The organism is Pseudoalteromonas sp. T1lg122, from assembly GCF_002964825.1.
GTDB classification, from domain to species: Bacteria; Pseudomonadota; Gammaproteobacteria; order Enterobacterales; family Alteromonadaceae; genus Pseudoalteromonas; species Pseudoalteromonas gelatinilytica.
Map to the genome: position 1 here is coordinate 1 of NZ_PQCG01000001.1, position 24,323 is coordinate 24,323.

General features: G+C 41.8%; 21 protein-coding genes. 6 read left to right on the forward strand and 15 right to left on the reverse strand.

The window, feature by feature from the left end; translation table 11 throughout:
• Window positions 1-959: 959 nt before the first annotated feature.
• On the reverse strand, window positions 960-2,561 hold the full coding sequence (locus C2M33_RS00005) for an isocitrate lyase (RefSeq protein ID WP_054563156.1): 1,602 nt from the start codon (window positions 2,559-2,561) through the stop codon (window positions 960-962).
• Between the two features lie 230 nt (window positions 2,562-2,791).
• Here C2M33_RS00005 and C2M33_RS00010 point away from each other — a divergent pair, with 230 nt between their 5' ends.
• Complete coding sequence (locus C2M33_RS00010; RefSeq protein ID WP_442793141.1) at window positions 2,792-4,966, forward strand: malate synthase G; 2,175 nt, start codon at window positions 2,792-2,794, stop codon at window positions 4,964-4,966.
• Between the two features lie 200 nt (window positions 4,967-5,166).
• On the opposite strand, the gene C2M33_RS00015 is transcribed toward C2M33_RS00010, so the two are convergent.
• The 4 genes from C2M33_RS00015 to C2M33_RS00030 all read right to left on the reverse strand — a co-directional run bounded on the left by C2M33_RS00015 (window position 5,167) and on the right by C2M33_RS00030 (window position 9,708).
• Window positions 5,167-5,892, reverse strand: coding sequence for a YebC/PmpR family DNA-binding transcriptional regulator (locus C2M33_RS00015; protein ID WP_063703863.1), 726 nt, complete (start codon window positions 5,890-5,892; stop codon window positions 5,167-5,169).
• 132 nt (window positions 5,893-6,024) lie between these two features.
• Complete coding sequence (locus C2M33_RS00020) at window positions 6,025-6,642, reverse strand: HAD family hydrolase (protein WP_063703861.1); 618 nt, start codon at window positions 6,640-6,642, stop codon at window positions 6,025-6,027.
• A 124-nt stretch (window positions 6,643-6,766) separates the two neighbouring features.
• A complete protein-coding gene (locus C2M33_RS00025) occupies window positions 6,767-7,270 on the reverse strand; it encodes a DUF6702 family protein (protein WP_063703858.1) in 504 nt (167 codons plus the stop codon).
• Window positions 7,270-9,708 (reverse strand): M1 family metallopeptidase, encoded by a 2,439-nt coding sequence (locus C2M33_RS00030; protein ID WP_063703856.1) that lies wholly within the window; start codon window positions 9,706-9,708, stop codon window positions 7,270-7,272. The genes C2M33_RS00025 and C2M33_RS00030 overlap by 1 nt, the downstream gene beginning before the upstream one ends.
• A gap of 271 nt (window positions 9,709-9,979) precedes the next feature.
• Between C2M33_RS00030 and C2M33_RS00035 the strand changes: the two genes are divergently transcribed.
• The 5 genes from C2M33_RS00035 (at window position 9,980) to C2M33_RS00055 (ending at window position 16,210) form a co-directional block, all read left to right on the forward strand.
• Window positions 9,980-10,216: a hypothetical protein gene (locus C2M33_RS00035; RefSeq protein ID WP_105173331.1), complete on the forward strand. Its 237-nt coding sequence runs from the start codon at window positions 9,980-9,982 to the stop codon at window positions 10,214-10,216.
• A 133-nt stretch (window positions 10,217-10,349) separates the two neighbouring features.
• A complete protein-coding gene (locus tag C2M33_RS00040) occupies window positions 10,350-10,586 on the forward strand; it encodes a hypothetical protein (protein ID WP_054553375.1) in 237 nt (78 codons plus the stop codon).
• Between the two features lie 69 nt (window positions 10,587-10,655).
• Window positions 10,656-11,888: an exonuclease SbcCD subunit D C-terminal domain-containing protein gene (locus C2M33_RS00045; protein WP_105173332.1), complete on the forward strand. Its 1,233-nt coding sequence runs from the start codon at window positions 10,656-10,658 to the stop codon at window positions 11,886-11,888.
• A complete protein-coding gene (locus C2M33_RS00050; protein WP_105173333.1) occupies window positions 11,885-15,538 on the forward strand; it encodes an SbcC/MukB-like Walker B domain-containing protein in 3,654 nt (1,217 codons plus the stop codon). The genes C2M33_RS00045 and C2M33_RS00050 overlap by 4 nt, the downstream gene beginning before the upstream one ends.
• 9 nt (window positions 15,539-15,547) lie before the next feature.
• A complete protein-coding gene (locus C2M33_RS00055; RefSeq protein WP_105173334.1) occupies window positions 15,548-16,210 on the forward strand; it encodes a class I SAM-dependent methyltransferase in 663 nt (220 codons plus the stop codon).
• A gap of 872 nt (window positions 16,211-17,082) precedes the next feature.
• Here C2M33_RS00055 and C2M33_RS00065 read toward each other — a convergent pair.
• The 10 genes from C2M33_RS00065 to C2M33_RS00115 form a co-directional block, all read right to left on the reverse strand.
• A complete protein-coding gene (locus C2M33_RS00065; RefSeq protein WP_105173336.1) occupies window positions 17,083-17,382 on the reverse strand; it encodes a hypothetical protein in 300 nt (99 codons plus the stop codon).
• Between the two features lie 84 nt (window positions 17,383-17,466).
• Window positions 17,467-17,697 (reverse strand): hypothetical protein, encoded by a 231-nt coding sequence (locus C2M33_RS00070; protein ID WP_105173337.1) that lies wholly within the window; start codon window positions 17,695-17,697, stop codon window positions 17,467-17,469.
• 113 nt (window positions 17,698-17,810) lie between these two features.
• A complete protein-coding gene (locus C2M33_RS00075) occupies window positions 17,811-18,071 on the reverse strand; it encodes a hypothetical protein (protein WP_105173338.1) in 261 nt (86 codons plus the stop codon).
• Window positions 18,072-18,359: 288 nt separating this feature from the next.
• Window positions 18,360-18,731 carry a hypothetical protein gene (locus C2M33_RS00080; RefSeq protein WP_105173339.1) on the reverse strand — a complete coding sequence of 124 codons (372 nt, stop codon included), beginning with the start codon at window positions 18,729-18,731 and terminating at the stop codon, window positions 18,360-18,362.
• Window positions 18,732-18,856: 125 nt separating this feature from the next.
• A complete protein-coding gene (locus C2M33_RS00085) occupies window positions 18,857-19,312 on the reverse strand; it encodes a hypothetical protein (protein WP_105173340.1) in 456 nt (151 codons plus the stop codon).
• Between the two features lie 540 nt (window positions 19,313-19,852).
• Window positions 19,853-20,194 carry a hypothetical protein gene (locus C2M33_RS00095; RefSeq protein ID WP_105173342.1) on the reverse strand — a complete coding sequence of 114 codons (342 nt, stop codon included), beginning with the start codon at window positions 20,192-20,194 and terminating at the stop codon, window positions 19,853-19,855.
• A gap of 112 nt (window positions 20,195-20,306) precedes the next feature.
• Window positions 20,307-20,651 carry a hypothetical protein gene (locus tag C2M33_RS00100; protein ID WP_105173343.1) on the reverse strand — a complete coding sequence of 115 codons (345 nt, stop codon included), beginning with the start codon at window positions 20,649-20,651 and terminating at the stop codon, window positions 20,307-20,309.
• A 582-nt stretch (window positions 20,652-21,233) separates the two neighbouring features.
• Complete coding sequence (ggt, locus tag C2M33_RS00105; protein WP_105173344.1) at window positions 21,234-22,931, reverse strand: gamma-glutamyltransferase; 1,698 nt, start codon at window positions 22,929-22,931, stop codon at window positions 21,234-21,236.
• A gap of 141 nt (window positions 22,932-23,072) precedes the next feature.
• Window positions 23,073-23,885, reverse strand: a complete 813-nt coding sequence (locus tag C2M33_RS00110) for a substrate-binding periplasmic protein (RefSeq protein WP_105173345.1) — start codon at window positions 23,883-23,885, stop codon at window positions 23,073-23,075.
• Entirely contained in the window at window positions 23,878-24,279 is a 402-nt protein-coding gene (locus tag C2M33_RS00115) for a response regulator (protein ID WP_105173346.1), read from the reverse strand. Before C2M33_RS00115 ends, C2M33_RS00110 begins: the two co-directional genes overlap by 8 nt.
• Between the last annotated feature and the right edge of the window lie 44 nt (window positions 24,280-24,323).

The following is a 24,323-nucleotide window of genomic DNA, read 5'->3' on the forward strand; positions in this document are numbered from 1 at the left end:
AAGTTAGCAAGTTAGCAAGTTAGCAAGTTAGCAAGTTAGCAAGTTAGCAAGTTAGCAAGTTAGCAAGTTAGCAAGTTAGCAAGTTAGCAAAGCATTGTAGGCGCGATTTTATATCGCGCCATATCCGAACCATAACGCGGGGTAAACCCGCTGCTACTTTCTAACTTTCCCCTTTCCAACTTTCCCCTTTCTAACTTTCCCCTCGCTAACTTTACTCTCGCTAACTCCTCCCCTGTAAACCCCCTTTACAATCAAAATGTGAGTAACTCCTTACATACACTTTTCAAATATCGGACATTAATCCAAAAGCAGTTAGTAAAAAATCGGTTTATAGCCAAAATCAGTAACTTGAGTTAGTAAAAAATCGGTTTGTGCCGCTAGAAACCTAGCTTCTGTTAGTAAAATTTTGGTTTGTAAGGGTGCTGAGTTGGTAAAAAATCGGTTTATGGCTTGAGTGAGTTAATAAAAAATCGGTTTATAAATCGCTAGATTTTACAAAACAGCATTAAATTGCCGTTTATATGAGCCAATTTTAACCATTCTAGAGGCTGTAATCGGGCAATAAGCCCCAAATTAAGGCTTATAAGGCAGAGGTAGTTAAATCCTGATCTAAAATTCTTAGGCTGGTAAATGTGTGATCTGTATTTTTATAAAGCTAGTAAATGGCTGATCCAAGACTTGGTTAAAGAGTGATCCGAGATACGAGACGCGAGGTGCGAGATACAAGGTGCGAGATGCGAAATACGAGAAGTGAGATACGAGATACGAGGTAGCAGATTATACATCACGTCCTAGAACCTAGAGCCTAGCGCCTGATGACGCGGGGTAAACCCGCTGCTACAAATAGGTGTGAAACGAGTCTGATGGCTGACGGCTGAAAGCTGATGGCTACAAATGAAAAAGGGCCCGAAGGCCCCTAACAACATTATTGAATAGCTATAAAGGAAATTACAACTTGGTTAGAACTGGTTCATGGTATTTGCTTCACCACCGGCTTTAAGCGCATTTTCACCAGAGAAGTACTCTTTATGAGTATCACCAATGTTTGAACCTGCTAGGTCTTGGTGTTTCACTGATGCTTGCTCACGGCGGATTTCTTGACGTTGTACGTCGCGAACATACGCTAGCATACCTAGGTCGCCGAAATAGCCTTCTGATAGAATATCAGTGCTTAGGGCCGCTGTATGGTAAGTTGGTAGCGTGATTAGGTGGTGGAAGATACCCGCTTCACGTGCACCATCTTTTTGGAAGTTCTGCACAAGTACGTCTGCTGCCGCTGCAAGCTCTGTGTCATCCATTTCTGGCGCCATTAATGCTTTATTGTCATCGATGCTTGGGTAAGCAGATAGGTCTTTACCTTGTTCTTGCCACTCAGCATATACTTGCTCACGGAATTTAAGTGTCCAGTTGAACGACGGTGAGTTGTTGTATACCAGCTTAGCATTTGGTACTTGCTCTTTAACGCGGTTAACAAGCTCAGCGATTTGTTTAACGTTTGGTTTTTCTGTTTCAATCCAAAGTAAGTCTGCGCCTGATTGTAAGCTAGTTACACAGTCTAGAACTACGCGGTCTTTCTCTGTGCCTTCACGGAACTGGTATAAACCATTATCTAAACGTGTTGGTTTGCAAAGCTGACCATTAAGCTTCATTGCTGTGTCGCCTTCGTTTAAGTCATCCACACTGTTTACTGGTGTTGTTTCAAGGAACGACGTGTATTGGCTAGCAAGGTCGCCAGGTGTTTTAGATACAGGCACTTTTTGAGTAAGGCTTGCACCTAATGAGTCAGTACGAGCAACGATAATACCGTTATCAATACCAAGCTCTAAGAATGCGTAACGAACAGCGTTAATTTTTGCTAGGAAATCTTCATGCGGTACAGTTACTTTACCAGCTTGGTGACCACATTGTTTTGCGTCAGATACTTGGTTCTCGATTTGGATAGCACATGCACCTGCTTCAATCATCTTTTTAGCAAGTAGGTAAGTTGCTTCTTCGTTACCGAAACCCGCATCGATATCAGCAATAATTGGCACAACATGGCTTTCGAAGTTATCGATTTTATTTAGTACTGCTTGAACATCACCGCCGTTTGCTTTCGCTTCGTCTAGGTCTTTGTAAAGGTGGTCAAGTTCACGTGCATCAGCTTGCTTTAAGAAAGTGTAGATTTCTTCGATTAGCGCTGGAACAGATGTTTTTTCATGCATACTTTGGTCAGGTAATGGACCAAACTCAGAGCGAAGTGCCGCAACCATCCAGCCACTTAGGTATACATAGCTGCGTTTGGTTGTTTTGTTATGACGTTTAATTGCCATCATCATTTGCTGTGCAGTGAAACCATGCCAACAACCTAATGATTGTGTGTATTGGCTGTGGTCAGCATCGTAAGCTGCCATGTCTGCACGCATAATGTCTGCAGTGTATTGAGCAATGTCTAGACCCGTACGAAAACGGTTTTGTAAGCGCATACGGCTTGCGTATTCTGGGTTGATTGACTGCCACGTTTTGCCTTGTGTTTGACATAAAGTAGCTAAGTTATCGGTTTCGCGTTGATATGTTGTCATAATAAAAATCCTTCGAACGGGTTATCTATTTTTTGTTAGTGAGAGTGGCTACTTGGCGTTTGCTTCGTAGCGCTTAATTCAACATTAGGCGGATTTTTTGGATTTAGTAAATTTATAGTTGTTATTGCCACTATATTTTCAGTGAATGACAAATAGCCTGCTAATTAGCCTTTTTTACGATATGGTTGAGCCATGAATGATCAATTTAAGCTCGTTTAAAGGACATTATTATGACCACTCTCTCACTTAACGGTTTAAGCGTTGATCAACAACTTGCACAGTTTGTTGAACAGCAACTTTTACCTGGAACAGGCATTAGCACAGACACCTTTTGGCAAGGTTTTGCTGATATCGTCAATGAACTAACGCCAATCAATCGTGCGCTTTTAGAAAAACGCGAACAACTACAAGCTAAGATTGATGACTATCACAAGCAGCAGCCGGTATGGGATGCAACTAACTATCAAGCATTCCTTGAAGACATTGGCTACCTCGTTCCTGAACCCGCTAGCTTCAGTATAGAAACAGAGCAAGTAGAGCCTGAAATCGCAAGCACTGCAGGGCCGCAGCTCGTGGTGCCAGTAAGCAATGCTCGCTTTGCCTTAAATGCAGCAAATGCTCGCTGGGGCTCACTGTATGATGCGCTATACGGCACAGACGTATTAAGCGATGATGACGGCGCTGAGAAAGGCTCGACGTACAACCCTGTGCGTGGCTTTAAAGTTATGGCTTATGCTCGCCAGTTCCTTGATAAAGCCCTGCCTTTAGCAAATGGCTCACACATCGAAAGCACCAGCTATGCAGTGGTTAATAATGAGCTTTTAATCACATTACGAGATAGTAGTCAGGTTCGCCTAGCAGACCCTGAACAACTGATTGGTTACCAAGGTGAAGCGCAAAATCCAAGCGCTATCTTATTGAAAAATAATGGCTTACATATTGAGCTGCAAATAGACCATCACCACCCAATAGGCCAAGCAGATAAAGCAGGTCTTAAAGATGTACTACTAGAAGCAGCCCTGACAACGATTATGGACTGTGAAGATTCCGTTGCTGCCGTTGATGCCGAAGACAAAGTAAACGTCTATCAAAACTGGCTTGGTTTAATGCAAGGAAACCTTGTAGAAGCATTTAACAAAGAAGGTAAAACCATTGAGCGTCGTTTAGCAGAAGATCGCCAATATCAAGGTGTAAATGGCGAAACAATCACACTAAAAGGCCGCAGCATGATGTTTGTGCGTAATGTTGGCCACTTAATGACTAACCCTGCAATCCAAGATAGTGAAGGCAATGACGTGTTTGAAGGCATTATGGACGCCATTATCACTAGCACCGCAGCACTTCATGACTTAAAAGGCACAGGCAGCCTTAAAAATTCAACGGCCAATAGCATTAATATTGTTAAGCCCAAAATGCATGGCCCAGAAGAAGTGGCATTCACTAATACCCTATTTACCCGCGTTGAGCAGCTGCTAGGCTTGCCTGCAAACACCATTAAAATGGGTATTATGGATGAAGAACGCCGCACTTCAGCTAACTTAAAAGCCTGTATTTTCGAGGCTAAAAACCGTGTTGTATTCATCAATACCGGTTTCTTAGACCGTACTGGTGACGAAATTCATACTTCAATGCAAGCAGGTGTGGTATTGCCAAAAGGCGCTATTAAACTTGAGCCTTGGATCAGCGCATACGAAGACCGCAACGTTGATATTGGCTTAGCTACAGGCCTCAGTGGTAAAGCACAAATTGGTAAAGGTATGTGGCCAATGCCAGATAAAATGGCGTTAATGATGGAACAAAAAAGTGGTCACCCGAAAAGTGGTGCAAATACCGCATGGGTGCCCTCTCCTACTGCTGCAACGCTGCATGCAATGCATTATCACGATATTGATGTATTTGCTTGCCAAAAAGCGCTTATGGACCGCAAAGAAGCAAGCCTTACCAGCTTACTCACTCCACCGCTTATGAAAGATGCCAGCAGCTTAAGCAAAGAAGATATTCAAGCCGAACTTGATAACAACGCACAGGGTATTTTAGGTTATGTTGTGCGTTGGATTGACCAAGGTATTGGCTGCTCAAAAGTACCAGACATCAACCATGTTGGCTTAATGGAAGACCGTGCCACACTGCGTATTTCAAGCCAACACATGGCCAACTGGCTGTATCATGGCGTTTGCTCTGAAGAGCAAATTAGAAAAACCATGGCACGCATGGCGAAAGTTGTTGATGGACAAAATGAAGGTGATCCGGCTTACAAAAATATGGCTGATTCAGCCGAAACCTTAGCACAAAGTGTTGCTTATCAAGCTGCATTAGCCCTTGTATTAGAGGGAGTTAAACAACCTAGTGGCTATACTGAACCATTATTGCATGCGTTCCGTATAAAGTATAAATCGCTTAATTAGCCACTCGGTTTGAACTCCCCTTCGAGTTTCATGTGTCGTTCATAGCAGCCTAAGGGCTGCTTTTTTTTGACTAATATCAATTGAACTCATAACGACAGTGAATACTCACCATTCATGACATAATAAAAATCTATTAAAAAAGGGGCATTTGTTACCAAATGCCCCTTTTTACGTACTAATATGTACTAATTTTTTAAAAATTAGTTTTTGACAATCGCATTGTGATAAACATTTTGCACGTCATCACAGTCATCAAGCATAGAAATAAACTTTTCAAAGTTTGCGATATCATCTGGATCAGTGATGTCAGTATGAACTTGTGGAACAAACGTAATTTCGTCTACTTCAAAGTTAATACCTTCAAATGCTTCTTCAAGGGCTGTTTTTGCTTTGTAGTACTCAGTATGTGGAGCGAATACAGACACTTTGCCGTCTTCTACTTCTACATCTGTTACGTCTACATCAGCCATCATTAGCGCTTCAAGTACAACTTCGTCGTCTTCGCCAGCAAAACCTAAAACAGCTAAGTGGTCGAACATATGCGCTACACAACCCGGTGTACCAATTTTTGAATCTGTTTTAGTGAACGGTAAACGTACATCTTTGATAGTACGGTTAGGGTTATCAGTTAAACAGTCAACAATAACCATGCAGTTACCTGGGCCGTAGCCTTCGTAACGTGCTGGAGAATAATCTTCCCCTGCTCCACCGGCCGCTTTTTTAATCGCATTGTCGATTACGTGTGCTGGAACTTGATCTCTTTTCGCACGCTCAATAATACGCTTTAGCGCTTGGTTTACTTCTGGATCTGGTTCGCCATTTTTAGCAACAACGTAGATTTCTTTACCGTACTTAGAATTTACTTTAGTTTTTGCATTGGCTGTTTTAGCCATGGCGTTTTTGCGGACTTCAAATGCTCTGCCCATCTTATGCCTCTATGAATACATTTGATAATTGCCGATATTTTAGCAACTCATGACCGCTTGGGCTAGTACTAGGACATTTTGAAAAATAAAAAACTAACAATAAATCTCAGGAAAAATAAAAAACAAAGCTATTTAACATAACGCCTTATTTTCTTGAAAAGAGCCAACTAAAGTAGGCAGTTCTGAAAAATGGTGCAACACATAATCAGCTTGATTCGCATATTCAGGAATTTGATCTGGTGCATATAAGCAAGCTCGCATATTGGCATTATGCGCAGCCTGAATATCAAATAGGTAATCGCCGACATAAAGTAACTCTGATTGGTCAAGTTCCCATAATGTTGCAATTGCATTCAGGGCACTTGGATCAGGCTTAGCTGGCGCATCAGAGCGAGTCAGTACAGTTTCTATTGGTAAGGGGTTATTTTTTAATTTAATCGCCGCTGCACGGTCGTAGTTGCGAGTAACAATCGCCATCGGAATGTTATTTTCTTTCAGTCTGGTAATCGCTTCTGCAACGCCTGGCAATAAATGAGCGTGCTGTGCATCAATAAGCTCATGCTGATGAACGATATTCATCGCTTCTTCGCGCATGTAAGGCGAAGGTAACGAAGCAATATGCGCCAGTAAATCGCTGTCAAGAGGACAGCCGACCTGCGCTTTGATGAGTGAAAAGTCTAACTCCGATGAAACCAAAGTACCATCTAAGTCAAAGATTACGCCACGAATATTGTTGTCATGGATAGTCATATAAATCCCTGTATATGAGAATTGGGAAAATGTTGATGCCCATTAATAAGATAGTTTACGAAATGGGTTAATTAAAGGATCAAAGGATTAAAAAAGCGACTTTTTTAATCCTTTTGGATTGGTATTACTCTGGATTTACCGACTCAAATCTAGCTTCAAGCCAGGTATCATCTTGGCTAAAGGTCAGTGTTTTTACCTTACCTTTACCTTCAATATTAACCATATTCACTTGTGTTGGCCAAAGGTCGCGTAGTGCTCCGTTGCTCATCCGAATGCCATGAATTCCCTCAGGGATCGTGACTTCTTGATAAACCCAAAAGAATTTACCATCAACTTGTGCACCGACTTCTTTCAACTCAAGAGGCTTGCCATCTAAAGTTTGTAGAGCAATATGTGACTCAACATAATCAGCAAAACGCTTTTGGTCTTCTTTATTACTTAAGATATCAGCGTTGCCGTCAAACAAATGGTCGACGGCGTGCTCTGTATCGTGTAAATAAAAACGATGCATCAGCTCTATGTTGTTGGTGCGTTTATTAAACAGCACCGTTGTCACAGATGCTTTTAACTGGTGCGCCATGGTTGGCGCACTCAGTAACAAAGCAAAAATAATCGCTGCAAAGCGCATTATTTTTGCTCCTGGGCATCTTTATCGTCGTCATTTTTCAGTTCAGTTTTAATATCTTGCATGATATCGCGGCTGACTTTCGCTTTACTCTTCTCACGTTTGTACACTTCGATACGCGATGGAATAATACGACGCGGGTAATTGTTGTTTTCGACATCAACATCCGCTGTTTCCCAGCGTGGATCGACTGTTACAGACACCAAGTTTTTACCTTTTTCTGTAACAATGAGCTTTTGTACATGCTTGTGATTACGACGCCAGATTTCAGCAGGAATGTACTGCTCTTCTTTCGTACCATCTTCATAAGTAAGCTCAAGTAAGATAGGCATGACTAAGCCACCTAAGTTTGAGAACTCAAGTACGTAGTAGTTTTTATCTTCTTTAATTGCACGCTCAAACGTTTTACGCTCCCAAGGCTCTAAACCTTTAAGGAATTTGTTATACGCGTTGCGCTCTTTATTAGTTACCGTAAAGCGGTCGTTTTCGTCATAGAAGTCAGTTACATCTGGGTTTTCTTCAACCCACAGTTTTTTACCTTCTTCTTTATTACGTTTTACGAATAACGGCATTGGCTTGTCAGCTTCGATATCACGTAAACGATTAAAGTCGATATCAGGGTTTTTAGTATCTAAACGCAGTTGGTAAACCTTGTCTAGCGAGATATCAACGTGATCTGTGGTGTAGAACCAACCACGCCAGAACCAATCTAGGTCAACACCTGACGCTTCTTCCATAGTACGGAAGAAATCTGCAGGAGTAGGGCGTTTATACTTCCAACGCTGTGCATATTCTTTGAATGCAAAGTCGAATAATTCACGGCCAAGGATCACTTCACGTAAAATGTTAAGTGCAGCAGCTGGCTTAGTATAAGCATTCGGACCTAAACGTAATACGCTGTCTGACTGTGTCATAACTGGCACTTGGTTTTCAGACTTCATGTAATCAACAACATCGCGAGGCTCAACACCCCAAGGAATTGTGTGGTCCCATTCACGACCAGCAACACCATCTAAGAAGCTGTTTAGACCTTCATCCATCCACGTCCATTGACGTTCATCAGAGTTAACCACCATAGGGAAGTAAATGTGACCTACTTCGTGGATAACAACGCCGATTAAGAAGCGTTTTTCTGCTTGAGAATAAGTTCGAGTACCATCGTCTTGTAGGTCAGTACGCGGACCATTGAAGGTGATCATTGGGTATTCCATACCACCTACAGGGCCATTTACAGACTGAGCCACAGGGTAAGGGTAGTCAAACGAGAAGCGCGAATACACTTGCATTGTATGAACAACAGCTTCGGTCGAATATTTCTTCCAAAGGTCGCCACCTTCTTTCGGGTAGAAAGACATCGCCATTACTAACGGCTGATCTTTACCACCTTGATGATAGCCTTTTGCATCCCACATAAATTTACGTGAAGACGCCCACGCAAAGTCACGTACGTTTTCAGCTTTAAAGTGCCATGTTTTTGTTTTGTCTGTGCCTTCTTTCTCGTTTTCTAACGCTTCTTCTTCAGTCACGATGAAAACAGGACGTTTAGCATCTTCAGCTTGCTCAAGGCGCTTACGCTGTGTGCTCGTCAGAACGCTGCTTGGGTTATCAAGTTTACCCGTTGCCGATACGATGTGGTCAGCAGGTACGGTTAACTCAACATCATAGTTACCAAATTCAAGCGTAAACTCACCACTGCCTAAGAAGGCTTTGTTCGTCCATGCTTCATAATCTGTGTATGCAGCAAGACGAGGGAACCACTGTGCTAATAAGAAGATATCGTTGCCATCTTCTTCAAAGTGTTCATAACCTGAACGTGCACCAACGGCATCTTCTTCAACAATGTTAAAGGCGAAGTCCATGCTGAACTCAACGTCTTTACCCGGTTTAAGTGGCTTGTTAAGGTCAATACGCATTAAGGTATCGACGACAGTAACTTTAAGCTCTTTTCCGTCTTCGTCTTTAACATTGGCGATTTGATAACCCAGCTCGTTGTCGGCCATGAATTGCTGACGACGTAACTGACCTAAGCTCAATTTAGTTTCTTTAGGCTGAGGGTCACCTTGCAATGTTTTACCATTGAAAGTAGATGTCATTTCAGCAATTGAGTCAGATTTAAAGATATTTTGGTCTAGTTGTAACCAAAGGTACTTTAACGTGTGCGGCGAGTTATTTTTGTATTCGATAGTTTGGCTTGCTGTTAAGCGGCGTTTCTTTTCATCAAGCTTTGCATCAATGTCGTAGTTTACTTGCTGTTGCCAGTAATGTTCAGCGGGTTCACCGGCTGCACTACGATATACGTTTGGAGTTGGAAGTGCTTCATCTAGCTGACGGAACTTGTCAACGAATGAGCCTTTAGTTTGCTCAACAGATGACGCCATGACAGCTGAAGATACTGCTAAAGGCAATACCAAAGCACTCAACTTAAGAACTGCTTTTTTCATTGTTAATCCTGTAATTAATTTGCCAGCGTACCATCGCAAACTGCTAACAAAGTTGCAATAAAATAACGATAAAGTGCGGGATTTTTCAGGTAGTATTCAGCACATCTAAGCGAGCCAATTTTTTTCAGTGAATTCGCCTTAAATAAAGTCCTGTAAAGGGGGTTTACAAAACACTGGTTAATTTTAGTTCAGCACTAATTCATCCCAAAGTATTACAGTTAATAAGTAGATACTCTGCTTAAATTCTAGTTAATGATGAAAGGGTGATTAGATGAAGTTTTATATTGTAAAAAAAGACTCTCGTTTAGCAGCCATTCCTGCTCAAGAATCAATTCTAAACGAGTACAAAGAACGCGGATTTGAATTTGTCGAAGTTATTGCAGCCTGCGATGAGTCAGATGCATTATCTCGTACAACTCCTAGTGTAAATGGGTCTAAAAAATGGCTAATTTACCCGACTACACTGGTAATTTTATCCTTAATTGCCATTATTTTTGCAATAAATTAAATTTTGCGACATTTGCTATTGAAATTTACTGCCATTTGTATTTAAAATCGCCCACTTTTTTGATTTTGGGGTCTGCGAAGCATGAATTTAAACCCCAAAATGTTTGGTAATCAGCATAGAACTCGGTGAGCGTATGGATTTCTATATCCTAAAAAAACAACAAGAACTAATTGCAATTCCAGCGGACGAACAAAATTGTAAACAGTACCTAGATTCAGGGTATTTTTATATCGACAAAGTAGCGGCATGTAATGAAACAAATGCCCTTAAGATTTTACAAGCTAAGCAAACTAAAGCGCTTAAAGTACCTATGATAATGGCATTGTTAGCTTTGCCAATGGTGGTTTTTGCTTGGTATAGCTTAAGTTAACAAACCAGGCTGGGCATCTTGGCTCAGCTTAGGTATATTGACGCTCTTAATAAATAATAAGAGCGTTTAATGAAAGTCCTTCATACATCTGATTGGCATTTAGGCCAACAATTCTACGAGCATTCCCGATTCGATGAGCATCAAGCATTTCTAGCTTGGTTAACCGATACGCTTGTGTCAGAGAAGATTGACTTACTACTGGTTGCGGGTGACATTTATCATACGGCAACACCTCCTGCCAGCGCAGAAAACCAACTCTACCAATTTATTAAAACCACTAAGCAGCATTGCCCTGACTTACACATAGTGATTATTGCTGGCAACCATGATTCAGCAAATCGTATTATGGCGGCAAAGCCTTTATTGGCTCAGTTTGATACCTATGTTGTTGGCCGCTTTGATAGCAATGTTCCTCATGAAGTTGTACTGCCAATCAGCACAAAAAACGGCGATGCGAATGTTGTTGCCATGCCATTTTTACGTAGCAGTGATTTAAGCAGCTATAACCGCCAACAAGAGCAACCGTTAAGTTACAACCAAGCCATTGCCCTTGCTTACAAAGATGCGTTACAAGCAGTAAGCGAATTACCTAACGCGCCATTAATTGCCATGGGCCACCTACATGCAAAAGGCGGAGACATCTCATCTGATTCTGAACGTAACTTAGTTATTGGTGGTGAAGATGCGATATCGGCTAGCATATTTACTGATCAACCTGATTATGTCGCGCTAGGGCATCTTCATAAAGCACAAACCGTCGCCAAGAAAGACACCATTCGCTACAGTGGCACGCCAATGCCGATGTCATTTTCTGAAAGACGCTATCAGCATCAAGTTGTGATAGTTGAGCTTAGTGACTCAGGTACTACTGTAAACCCCCTTTACATTCCTAGCTTTTGTAAAGTCATGTTGCTGCCAGAAAAAGACTGTGTGCCACTAAACGAACTCTGTGAGCTTATAAAACAGCTCGATTTAACAGATGAAGATTTAGCGCCATACCTGCGGGTTAAATTGAGCGCCCATGACACTGACACCACTTTCAGAGAACAAATAGAACAAGCCCTTGAAGGTAAGCAAGTTAAGTTCTGTGGTATTGAAAGGGTACGTCAGCAGGGCTATCAGCAAGACGATGAACAAACTCTATTTGAAGATGTCTCGCAGATTGAAGCGCTAAACCCACATTCACTTTTAGAGCAAGCATTTGCAAACAATAAAGATATGGCAGGGCAGGCGGTGCCAAAAGAATTAGAAAACTTACTAAGCCAAGTGATCGATGAATTGAATGCAGAGGACCTACTATGAAAATTTTAGCGATTCGTGTTCATCAACTCGCCTCTATCTTAGACGCCGAAGTCGACTTTAGCGCTTCGCCTTTAAAAGAAGCAGGGCTGTTTGCCATTACCGGTGATACTGGCGCCGGTAAAAGCACATTACTCGATGCCATTTGCTTAGCGCTTTATAACAAAACAGCAAGATTACGCGGCGATACTGGCAATAAAATTGACTTTAACGGCGACAATATCAAACTCAATGACTCGCGTAATTTATTACGCCGCGGGGCAGGGCAGGGCTTTGCTGAAGTCGACTTTGTTGGCCAAGATAAACAACAGTACCGAGCAAGGTTAAGCTTTAGCCGAGCGCGAAATCGCGCTGACGGAAAATTACAACCCGCACAACATAGCCTGCATTCATTACCTGATGAAACCCTAATCGCCGATCGAAGCGCGGCAGGGAAAGAAATCGAGCGTATTATCGGTTTAAGCTTTGAGCAGTTCTCACGCGCTGTGCTGCTTGCGCAACATGAATTTGCTGCGTTTTTAAAAGCAACCGGAGATGAGCGTGCGCAATTACTTGAGTGTTTAACAGGCACCGATAAATTTAGCCGTATTGGTCAGCGAATTTTTGAACGTCATCGAGAACAGCTGCAAGCATTAGAGCAGTTAAAGTTAAGTTTAAGTAACTATCAGGTTTTAAGTCCTGAACAGGTCGAAACGAAACAAACAGAACAAAAAGCGCTTGAGGCTAAACTTGCTGACTTACAAAAACAAATAAAACAATTTGAACAGTACCAAGCGTGGTACAAGCAAGCATCTCAGCAGCAGCAACAGCTGAACCAAGCTGAGCAAGCAAAGCAAGAGTTACAGCAGCAAATGCACGCGCTTGCTGAAAAAGCCACTGAAGCGAAACAAGCTCAGCAATGCCTAGAAATAAAAGATAACCGTGAACGCGTCACTACGATTACTGCTCAACATGGGCAACTTATCAAAAACCGTGAGCAGCTTTTAAACGTTGACCATAAAACACTGATCAAAGACGCTGAGCAAACGCTTGAAAAGCAAACCGCGCAACTAAACCAAGCAAAGCAAGCACAAAAAGACGCGCAACCTATTATTAGCCAGGCCCGTGAGTTAGATAAGCAACTTGCCGTATTAAACCAGCAAGCAGCGGCGCAAAAAGTACAAGCTGATAAAGCGAAACACCATCATCAAGAGCTGACTAATACACTAAATAGCCATAAAGCCGAGCAGCAAAAACAGCTAGAGCAACAAGCGCAAATCAATGGCTATTTAGAAACACACGCGCAATGGCAACCATTAGCGAAAGACTGGTCATTCTATAAAAGTGAGTTAGGCCGCTTTAGCCAGCAACAACGCACAATTAGCCAATCACAGCAGAACGTAAAGTCTCTTCAGCCTAAGATTGATGAGCAGCAAGCAGCTGCGCAGCAGTATAAAACTCAATACCAAGCCCTTGAGCAAGAAATTAAGCGCCTAAATGAGCAAGATACTGCCTTTAAATCGAGTTTAAACACCCAATCGATGGCAGATATTGATGCGGGGCTTGAGGCGATTAAACACCTGATTGAAAAGCGCCAAGTATGGCAAACTAATCATCAGCAGTTAAAAAATTGGCAAACCCAGCTAAACACATTAAGCCAAACTGAGCAGCAACTACAAACAGCATTAAAAGATGCGCAGCAAGGGGCAGAGCAAGCACAGCAGCAGGTTTCGTTTTGTGAGCAAAACTTACAGCAAGTGCAGCTTAGAGCCAGTGAAGGGGTCAGCCAGTTACGCGCCACTTTAAAGGCAGGAGAGCCGTGTGCAGTATGTGGCTCAAAAGAGCACCCGTTTATGCATGAAGAAATGGTAAACGAGCAATTTAGTCAACTTATTAACGACTTTACCAACCAGTTAACTAACGCAAAACAGCACTTAAAAGCTCAGCAAGCATTACAGCAAGCTAAAAGTAATGAGCTGGCGGCATGCAGCCAACAGATAAGCTCGTTAACTGGGCAAATCTCAGAGCTAAGCGCGCAACAACAAAGCCTCAAAGAAACCATGGCAGCTAATCGTACTGAGCTAAATGATTTAACCGAAGATCAGTTAAACGAGCGTCAGCAACAGCTCAGCCAGCAAAAACAGCAATACTACAAAACCCTCGAGCAGCAACAGCAGCTGCAAAACACGCTTGCGGCTAAGCAAGCTGAGTATAATCAGCAAGGGCAAGCGCTACATAGCAAAGAGCAGCAGTTAAACGAATTACAACAACAGCTGAATAATCAGCAAACACGTTTAAACGAGCTCAATGATGAGCATCAGCAGCTTTATACGACACTGAATCAACAGTTCGCCAGTGCACCTTGGTGGCTGGCACTCAATACACAAAGCATTTCTTTAGAGAACATTGCAGAGCACGTTGAGGCTTATCAAGCTTCGCTGCAAACGGCGGATGAGCTTAAAACTAGCTTAAAAGCCATTGAGCAGCACCTTGCACATGTAACGCCGCAGCTTAACGAAGCACATGCCTCTTTAACTCAGTACAACGAGCAACTAAGCCAAACTGAAAACGAATTAACGCAGATACAATCAAAGCGCGAGGGCTTATTTAGTAACGCGGCGATATCGGTAGATGAGTTTATAGCAGAGCTTGAAAAGGCGATAGATTCAGCGCAGCAGGCACTGCAACTTGCCCAGACAAACCATAGTAATGCAGTGAAGGCGCGTGACGAACAAGCCATTCAAATCGCCAATTTTGACGAGCGTGAAAAAGAACTCACCGCAGAGCAAGCAGCACTTAATGAGCGCTTTAGTCTGTGGTTTAACGATTTTAAAGCGCTGCACCCAAGTTTGGATGAGCAAGCAGTTAGTCAGCTATTAACGATAAGCCACGCTGAAATTAAACAAACTCTGGCAGATTACCACACCAGCGAAAGTAGCTTAAAAGACGCAGAGGCGCTTTTAAAACAACGACAACAGGCATTGGCTCAGCACCAAAAAGAAAAGCCAGCTCTCGGTGAAGATGAGCTGCAATTACAGCTTAATCAAGCCACAGAGCAACAAGTACAAGCGAATAACGCATTATTGCAAGTTGCAACGGAGCTTAAAACCCATCAACAAAATAGCCAAGCGCTTGAAGATAAACAAAAGCAATTAGTTGAGCAGCAAAAAAGCTATGAGCACTGGCATTTACTCAATAAGGTCTTGGGGGATGCCAGCGGCAAAACCATGCGTAATTTAGCGCAAACGCAAACCTTAAAAATACTGCTGCACTACGCGAATAGTCATTTACAGACTCTAAATAAACGCTACAAATTAACAGCCATAGGGCAAACGCTCGATATCGCTATTATCGATAAAGACATGGCCGATGAGCAGCGCTCTGTTAATACATTATCGGGCGGTGAGTCATTTTTGGTGTCGTTAGCACTGGCGCTTGGGCTTGCCTCGCTGTCATCGAATAAAGTGCAAATAAACTCTTTGTTTATCGACGAAGGGTTTGGTACGTTGGACAGTGAAACGTTAAGCATCGCTATGGATGCTCTTGATTCTCTACAAGCACAAGGCCGCAAAGTAGGGGTTATTTCTCACGTATCAGAAATGACCGAACGCGTTGCCACGCAAGTGCATGTAGCGAAAAAACCAGGTGGTTATTCAACCATCTCAGTTATTTAAAGGATTAGCATGCCAACTTTTAATCACGAAGAAGCAAATCACTACGACGAACGCATTTTGCGCCTAGTTCCAGGTTATGAGCTATTACATCAAGCAACCGCAGCCCAATTAGCAAGCACGCTGAGCGATGATGCGTGCATTTTAGTGGTTGGTGCCGGAACAGGTAAAGAAATCATTGAATTAGCGGCGCTAAAACCAAGCTGGCAGTTTATTGCTCAAGACATTTCACAAGACATGCTCGATATTGCCGAGCAACAGTTTGGCCAGCATAACATCAGCGATCGCGTGACAGTACACTGCGGTGATATCAACGACATCGACACTCAATGTGACGCCGCACTGTGTTTACTAGTAATGCACTTTGTTGAAGATAACGGCGATAAAAAAACGCTGTTAAAAGCAATTCACAGCAAGCTTAAAAAATCGAGCAACTTATATATTGCCGATTTAATGCGCCCAGAAACCGCTTTTGAGCGCGAATCTCAACTACAGCTGTGTACGCAGTTAGGTTTAACCGAAGTCGGCGTAGAACGCATGCGCCACAACCTAGAGCACGAGTTTTACCCATTAGACCGCATTCGTTTTTCAGAGTTAATGAATGAAACCCGCTTCAGCACCCCAAAACAGTATTTTAAAGTACTTGGTTTTGCAGGGTATGTGGTTGGGAGTTAGCTACGTTCTAGAGCTGTCAACTCGTAGGTTGGGTAGAGCGCAGCGAAACCCAACAAACTTAGGTAAAGTTAGCGAGCTACGAGGGGAAAGAGTAAAGTTAAAACACGTAGGCGTGAAATTTATTTCGCGCGATGGCTTGTAGGTTGGGTAGAGCGCAGCGAAACCCAACAAGTTAGCGAGTCTCAAGGGGAAAGAGTAAAGCTACAACACGTAGGCGTGAAATTTATTTCGCGCGATGGCTCTAACTTTACTCTTTGAATTTACAAACTTTATCTTGCCTTGATTCAAGCAACTCAATTCTGAATATGTACGTTTTAAGAAGTCGGTTGTATTAGGTGAGTTTCGAGTCAAGTTTATTTCGAGATAACGCAGCATAGCGGGCAGATTATGCTTGGCTAAAATGCGGAGAGAAGTGGCACTCCCCATATGTTACTGCCCCAACGAACCCGCAAGCGGTTTAAGTAGTTTGCTATATGACTATGCCTAAAGCTGCCTAGTTAAATAAAAAACTAGAAGTATTTCTAAGCCCATAAACACGACACTCATAATAATGTCAAAAACCTTCCATACTGCGCCACGCTTTGAATACTCAATGAAAACTCTTTGCTGATATGAAGACGATAGAAAATATAGCCAGCCACGGTAGACCCACTTAAAACTGCTCCCAATTTCAGAAATAAACTCTAACAATCAACAACTCCTGACACATAAACAGCAAAAGTAAAATTGGGAAACTATTCTTCCTGACATTTAACGCCGTGCTAAACCACACAAAATGCTTAGCTAAAATCAGCGAAGAAGGAGCGCAAGCCAAGCGTTTTTCATCCTTTAGAGCTCGTTGGGTAAGCGAAGTGGTGTTTTGATGGCGCTTGTTAGGCTTGTGGCCGAAAATAAAATTCATAGTGAGTAATCTCTGATGGATCTTCATTGATAGTTTCAATAACTTCCATAGACGTTATTTGTCTTTCCCTGCTGAATGATGCGTTGAATTCCATATGTGGTTGTCTAGTACCATCTGGGAAAACTGTAAAGGCGTCGTACCCCAAGAAGTAAAAACCTTTTTCGTATAACAACTCAATCACTCTTAAAGCCTGTTCACGAGCGATTAGTACACCTGATCCGATGATGATATAAGGTAAACCCCAATCTTCATATAACTCAGAACTTTTCATTTGATACCAACACCCCAATAAGCGGCAAGTTACGAGCGTAAGCCTAGTTTTAGCCCCCCCCCGTTTAAACTGCTTGTTATATGGCTACTTATTCTTTCTCTTTATTAAATAAACGATATATCGATAACTGAAAAGCAGAGCAAATACTATTAAACCAAATTTAAATGGAAACCACTCCAAGCCTGTTTCTGCAAGACCGACTAAAATACATAGCCTATAAAGAGGCTCCCAAACGATACAAACTAGAGAATAAGCAAAAGCATCTGGCGCAAGTAAAATAGCAAATTTTAGCTTCTCTTTTAGTAAATTAAACATCAACTCTCGATATACACGCCCCCATAAAGGGCTAAAATTATTGGCCTAAATTAGCGACGAAGCAGCGCCGTGTTTTTGCCCCAATAACCATATGGAACGAATCCATGCTTTTGTTATATGGCATTTTGTAAAAGTGCTCGTTTAATTTTGGCATGTATTTCAACACCTTTTGAGCAGGTTATTGAATGGGCAGAAGCTAACTCCCTATTTACCAAGTTATAGAGGTGTTGAAACACAAGGTTAGCTAATTCGTATTGAGTTATAATGCCTTTTTCCATGCAAATATAGCTTTCCCGGTTAACCAGAATTTCCGTTAATTTATCTACTACGTCGTTTGTTTTTGGTTTTGGAACACCTAAGTCTTCCGCAATCAAATTGCAACACTCAATAAGTGCTTTTTCGGAGTAACTGATAGTGATTTCCTCATAGCAGATAAAAATTTTACAATGTATTCATCTCGCATATTTCTAGCGACGTCACGCTAATGTATTTAGTAAATCTACTATAAACAAATAACGTAATACATTGCTAACTTTACTCTAGTAATTCGCTACCAAAGCCTCAAGAGGGGCCACTTTAAAGCCTGGCTAAAATACGGAGCTAAATAACTGAGCTCAGGAGTTTATGTCCTTGGGAACACAGTGAACGGCAACATTTGTTTGTTATATTTCGTCTTCAAAAAAAGCTAAGATAAATGGCTCAACTGTTTCATCCAGTTTGGCTAATTCAGCTTTACATACATGGTTTGCAAAGCCTGATTGTGCTACACCTCCATTTAATGCCAGCTCACGTAATACTTCTTTTACCATGCGTCGTTTGGTTAGACCACGAGAAAGTACGTTTAACCTGCGACTTATTGAACTATGAATTACTGGTCGATCAAAGCGAGAGTTTTCGAACAACTCGGAGCTCAAAACAACCTGATCGATAGCCATTTTCCACTCTTCAGGAACCAAAGAAAAAATACGTTTTATATCTTTTTTATTAAGAGAGTGAAAAGGTTCAATATTTAATTTTGCAGAGATAACCTTCATACCCTACCTCCAAGAAATATAACGTCGCAATATGTGCCATATTAAGCTTGGCTATAATTAGCTAAGAATGAGCGCCAACCAAGCTTTAGACGTTCATTCATTAATGCGTTTATTAGGAATGCTTACTATTCGGCAATTGCTTTGCGCCCAAATGTTAAACACAATTCGGTTTCCCACATTACAGAAATTTCGACGGAATAGTTTTCTTGCTCCATGATTTGAATCTCTCCTTCGTACAAATTATTATTTGATAGCCAGTCAATAGCCTTTTTCCAAGTGCTATTTAGAGTTAATTCTTCACGATTCTCTTCTTGAGGAAGACATAACAGTTGAGTTCCATCACTAAGAATTTCTTCTTTACAATCTTTGTCTACATCATGAGAAGTATAGATCAACGTTACAGTTGGCCAACTACTAGAGTTTTCAATAACTCGAGGAATCGAGATACGATAACTGTTTTCACTCTCTAACTTTTCAAGATTAATTAACGAATCATATTCTTCACCTTGATTCGGTAACATACAAGCGCAAACCAATCGAGGAAGAAACAAAAATAATAAAAAACTCAAACGTTTAGCCATGCGCACCTAACCCCTGTTAATATGCAAATTTTTTGGTTATAAACTGGAGCGGAGCCAAATCAGCCAACTGAATTTTGTTTACTATGAAACAGTTCGTTATATGGACTTCCCAGCTTTCACATCGGAGTGTGCCAAATACTGAGGCTGGAATAACTTCGCATTTTTGTCCACTTCTATTAACTCTTAGTGCATCTCCACATTGAGTTTCCTTTTTTATTAACTGCGAGTTTTTATAATTTTGTGAGCCACATATCTCTTTAGCTTTCCGATGCCAATATGGAACTAATTGTTTAGAATCACTAGCCGGAGCTCTTACGCTAAGACCGTAGCTTGACTTGCTATTTGCTACTTCTGTTATTCGATATTCTATATCAATTGTCGCATTGCAAGCCCAGCTTACACTCAACAGCAAAAGTAAAATTAGGATACTATTCTTCATGGCATAACGCCGTGTTAAATCTCACAAAATGCTTTGCTAAAATTTGCGACAAAGGAGCGCAAGCCAAGCGCTCGTACCCATTTCAAGCTTCTTGTTAGGCGCTACTTTGAAAACACACCTTTTAGTAACTTACCATCAGCTAGATCTATTGTGCATGTATAGCCTGCAAAATTATTTACGACAACCTGATTACCGTTTAAGTCTATACTTGTAAAGTTAACATAAGCATCTGTACTCTGAGTTGTAGGGTTTTCTGCTAGCCATAAAACAGAGCCATCTAGATTTATACATTGGAAATTTCGTGCTACGGAATTTTGGGAAAACTCCATGTAGTCGAAAATAACTAAAATGCTCTGGTCTAATTCCTTGGCTTCCAAAATTGAGTATGGCAATTCAACAATATTTCCATTTATCTCAATTCTATTTTTATTAATCTGCATCATAGAGTATGCCTACTCCCCCATAAAGGGAGAAGGTGCTGCGCTATAATTGCGAAGCAGCGCCGTGTTTTTGTCCGAGTGGCCGAAGGTAACGAATTCATATGTTTGTTATAAGTCACTTAATCCTGATCAGATTTCCATCATCAAACCCGACAGTAACAACAGGAACATGATTAAGAATGTTATCAGCGTTGTCAGCAATAATTTCAGAAATGGACTTTGAAACTAAATCTAATAAAGTTTCCCAACCAAGTTCGCTTGTACCGGGTAGCTCAAGATACCTATATTCTGGTACATAATCTTCACTACATGCCCAATCATCATCTTCTGGATCGTATTCAAAAGAACCGATCAAATATGCTTGATAAACACTTCCAGCTTGAAACAATCCTATGTTTATTGCCTTAACCTCGGGACGATCACTTATCTGCTTAATCCATGCTTCAATTTCAGACTTCACTGCGATTCCTATGTGACTTTAATAGCGCGCGCATCGCACATCTTTCTTCCGGTATCACGCTCATATATTTAATAATTCTATTATTAACAAATAACGTAATGCATTGCTAACTATAAATTTTTTATCGGTACTAAAGATATTCAGAAAGAAAAATGGCTCTACGCTGATTCTGATCATATTTGCAGGGTATATGGTTGGGAGTTAGCGAGCCATGAAGCATCGCGCGAAATAAATTTCACGCCTACGCGATGTAAAATCGCTGCTACATCAAGGCTCGCTAGTTGATGGTTTTGAGTCTGAGAGCTGACGGCTGATAGCTGACAGCTCTTTTAACTCGCTAACTTTACTCTTGAAACTCGCTAGCTTGTTGGGTTTCGCTCCGCTCTACCCAACCTATGAGCCATAAACCATCGCGCGAAATAAATTTCATGCCTACGGTAACTAATCCATCTCAGCAGCGAGTAGGCATCAACGACTTAAAGCTTATGACTTACAGCTTAAAGCGCCTTTACTCTTTCCCCTTGTAACTCGCTAACTTTACCTAAGTTTGTTGGGTTTCGCTCCGCTCTACCCAACAATAGCCTAATACCCCGCGGCCTGTCCGTCTTTACGGGTTTCAGATGCGCCGTAATAAACGCCGGTTTTCGGGTCTTTCAATATTGCTTGATAACCACCGTATGGGCCAACCGCGTCTTGTAAGGTGTGGCCTTTTTTCATTAACTCGCGGCGGGTTTCCATCGAAAAACCTGACTCTAAGCTAACAAAACCACCGTCTTCCATAATCTCACCGGTTGGCTGCGATGAACCTGTGTGCAGAATACGCGGTGCATCACCGGCTTCTTGCAGGTTCATACCAAAATCAATCATGTTGATCAGTATTTGAGCATGCATTTGTGGCTGTGTGGCACCGCCCATTACGCCATAACTCATATATGGCTTGCCATCTTTGGTGACAAACGCAGGAATGATTGTATGAAATGGTCGTTTGCCTGGCTCATATTGGTTCATGTGGCCTTTTTTAAGCGCGAACATTTCGCCACGGTTTTGCAATACAAAGCCTAATTTTGCCGGTGTCATACCTGAGCCCATACCACGGTAATTACTTTGAATGAGTGAAACCATATTGCCGTCTTTATCGGCGGTCGTCATATAAATGGTATCGCCTTCTACTGGGCCTGCATGGTCGCGTTTTGCGGCTTTATTAGGGTCTATCAGTTTGCGTCTTTGGTCAGCATATTGCTGCGAAATGAGTGTTTGCACGGGAATGGTGTTAAATGCTGGATCGGCGTAGTACTTTGCACGATCTGCAAACGCGAGCTTTTTCGCTTCAACAAAGGTATGTACGTATTCTGGGCTATCAAAGCCCATTGCTTTGATATCGTAACCTTCAAGAATATTTAGAATTTGCTGTGCAGCAATACCTTGGCCATTTGGTGGCAATTCCCAAAGCGTATACCCTCTATAATCGGCGCTCACAGGCTTAACCCATTCACTATGGTGGGCAGCTAAATCTTCATACGATAAGTAGCCGCCGTTTTCTTTCATATAGCGACCAATTTCTTTAGCAATGTCGCCTTTGTAAAAGGCATCTCGGCCGCCTTTGGCAATTTTACGATAGGTGTTTGCAAGGGCTGGGTTCTTAAAGATTTCCCCTTTTTCTGGCATTGCCCCATCAGGCATATATACATCTTTGAAGCCTGGGTATTTACCACGAGCAGCCACACTTTTTTGCATGTAATAGGCAATCAGTTCAGACACAGGGAAACCATTTTCAGCGTAGTCGATAGCAGGTTGGAGTAAGGCTTTCATTGGTGTTTTGCCAAACTTTTTATGTAACTCAAACCAACCATCTACCGCACCAGGTACCGACACAGGCAATGGCCCATAAGCAGGAATGTAGTCACCTTGTGCTTTTAAAGTATCAAAAGACAAGCTTAGTGGTGAACGGCCAGAGGCATTTAAACCGTAAAGTTGCTTGCTTTTGTTATCCCAAACAATGGCAAATAAATCGCCACCAATTCCACACCCGGTCGGTTCAACCAGACCAAGCACTGCATTTGCCGCAATAGCTGCATCAATGGCATTACCACCGTCTTTTAATACTTGTAAGCCCACTTGCGTAGCTAACGGCTGTGATGTTGCAACCATACCTGATTGTGCGATGACTTCAGAACGACTAGCAAAGTTATGGCCAGTGATGCGATCGTAAGCTTGAGAGGCGCCTGTTGCGCCTAAGCATACTGCTAGCACTAAGCTTTTAAAGAGTGGAGTTGGTTTCATAGTTCTTGCCCTTTTTATTGTTTTAATCACTATAAAAAGCAATTAAAGATGAGGCAATGGCTTTGCGTTCGAGCGCGAAAAATCACGATTGACTTCAAAAATAAGAAAAATAGCGGCTAACTTACCTAAAATCTCTCCAATTTAATAAATAGCAGAACCATTTAAGCACTGCTGTGCAACTGTCGATGCTTCGCCGTGAGAGTGCCTATCCTCTTCTACAAACTGATCAACAAGAGGATCAATCAGGTTTTCTTGCTTTATGGTATCGAGGGCGTGTTGCAGCTTAGTGACCACCTCTGGCGATGTGTTTTTGTTAAGTGCCAAGTAATTACCCACTAAAGCAGGGTGCTTTAACTCAAATACCGGCGTTACTTGGTCTGGGCTCATACCTACATTCATCAATTGTGATGACAGAGTGAGAGAGGAGCCAATAAGCAAATCATGCTTGCCTTGCTTAAACATTTTAAGCTCTTCGAACTTTTTTGAGTAAGTTAAAAATTGCTGGCCTTCAGTAAGGTTAAAATCAGCAAGAACGGTTTGATATACATCACCAAGAGATACGCCAATGGTGTAGTTTTGCAACGATTGTGTACTCGTTACTTTAATGTCGTTGCGATTATTTAAACGGTATAAACATGAATGCCCAGATACCAAAGGACCAACCCAGTAAAATTGAGTTTCTCGCTTTGCGGTCCGTGAAGTAGAGTAAATTCCTGCATTCGGTTGGGCGAGGGTTAGTGACATTGCACGCTTCCAAGGCAATACACTAAACGTACAGCTCAACTTGGCTCTTTCGCACAAAGATTCCATGATTTTGGTATTAATACCGGTGAGCTGATTGTGCTCCACAAAGTTATAGGGAGGGAACACTTCAGTATACAAAGTCAATTGTTCAGCACTCGCCATTGCAGTGCTGGCAGTGAATAAACTTACTATTGTTAAATGCTTAAACATCGCTCTTAACTCCAGTTTTTAACAGGTTATTCTGTTTAACAATTCGACTTAGCTGTTTTTGCAGTGTATTTAAACAAAATGGTTTGATAATAAAGCCGTTCACTTTTGCTGTAATCATCTCATTGACTGTTTGCTTGCTGTCTTCGCAGGTCACCATTAGTACGGGTAAATCGCTTAGTTCAGGTGTTTCGCGAATATGATTAAGCAAACACTTGCCATCCATTTTCGGCATGTGCAAATCAGTGATAACGAGATCAAATTTATGTTTTTCTAGTAAATCAAACGCTTGAGCGCCATCTGTCGCCTCCGTTATATCCTTATATTCAAGCCTACGCAACATGTTTATCAACACGTGGCGCATAAGTGGCATATCGTCAACGACCAGTATTTTCATCTAGAGTACTATTAAGTTTTACAGTATTTAAAGCTTAGTTTGCT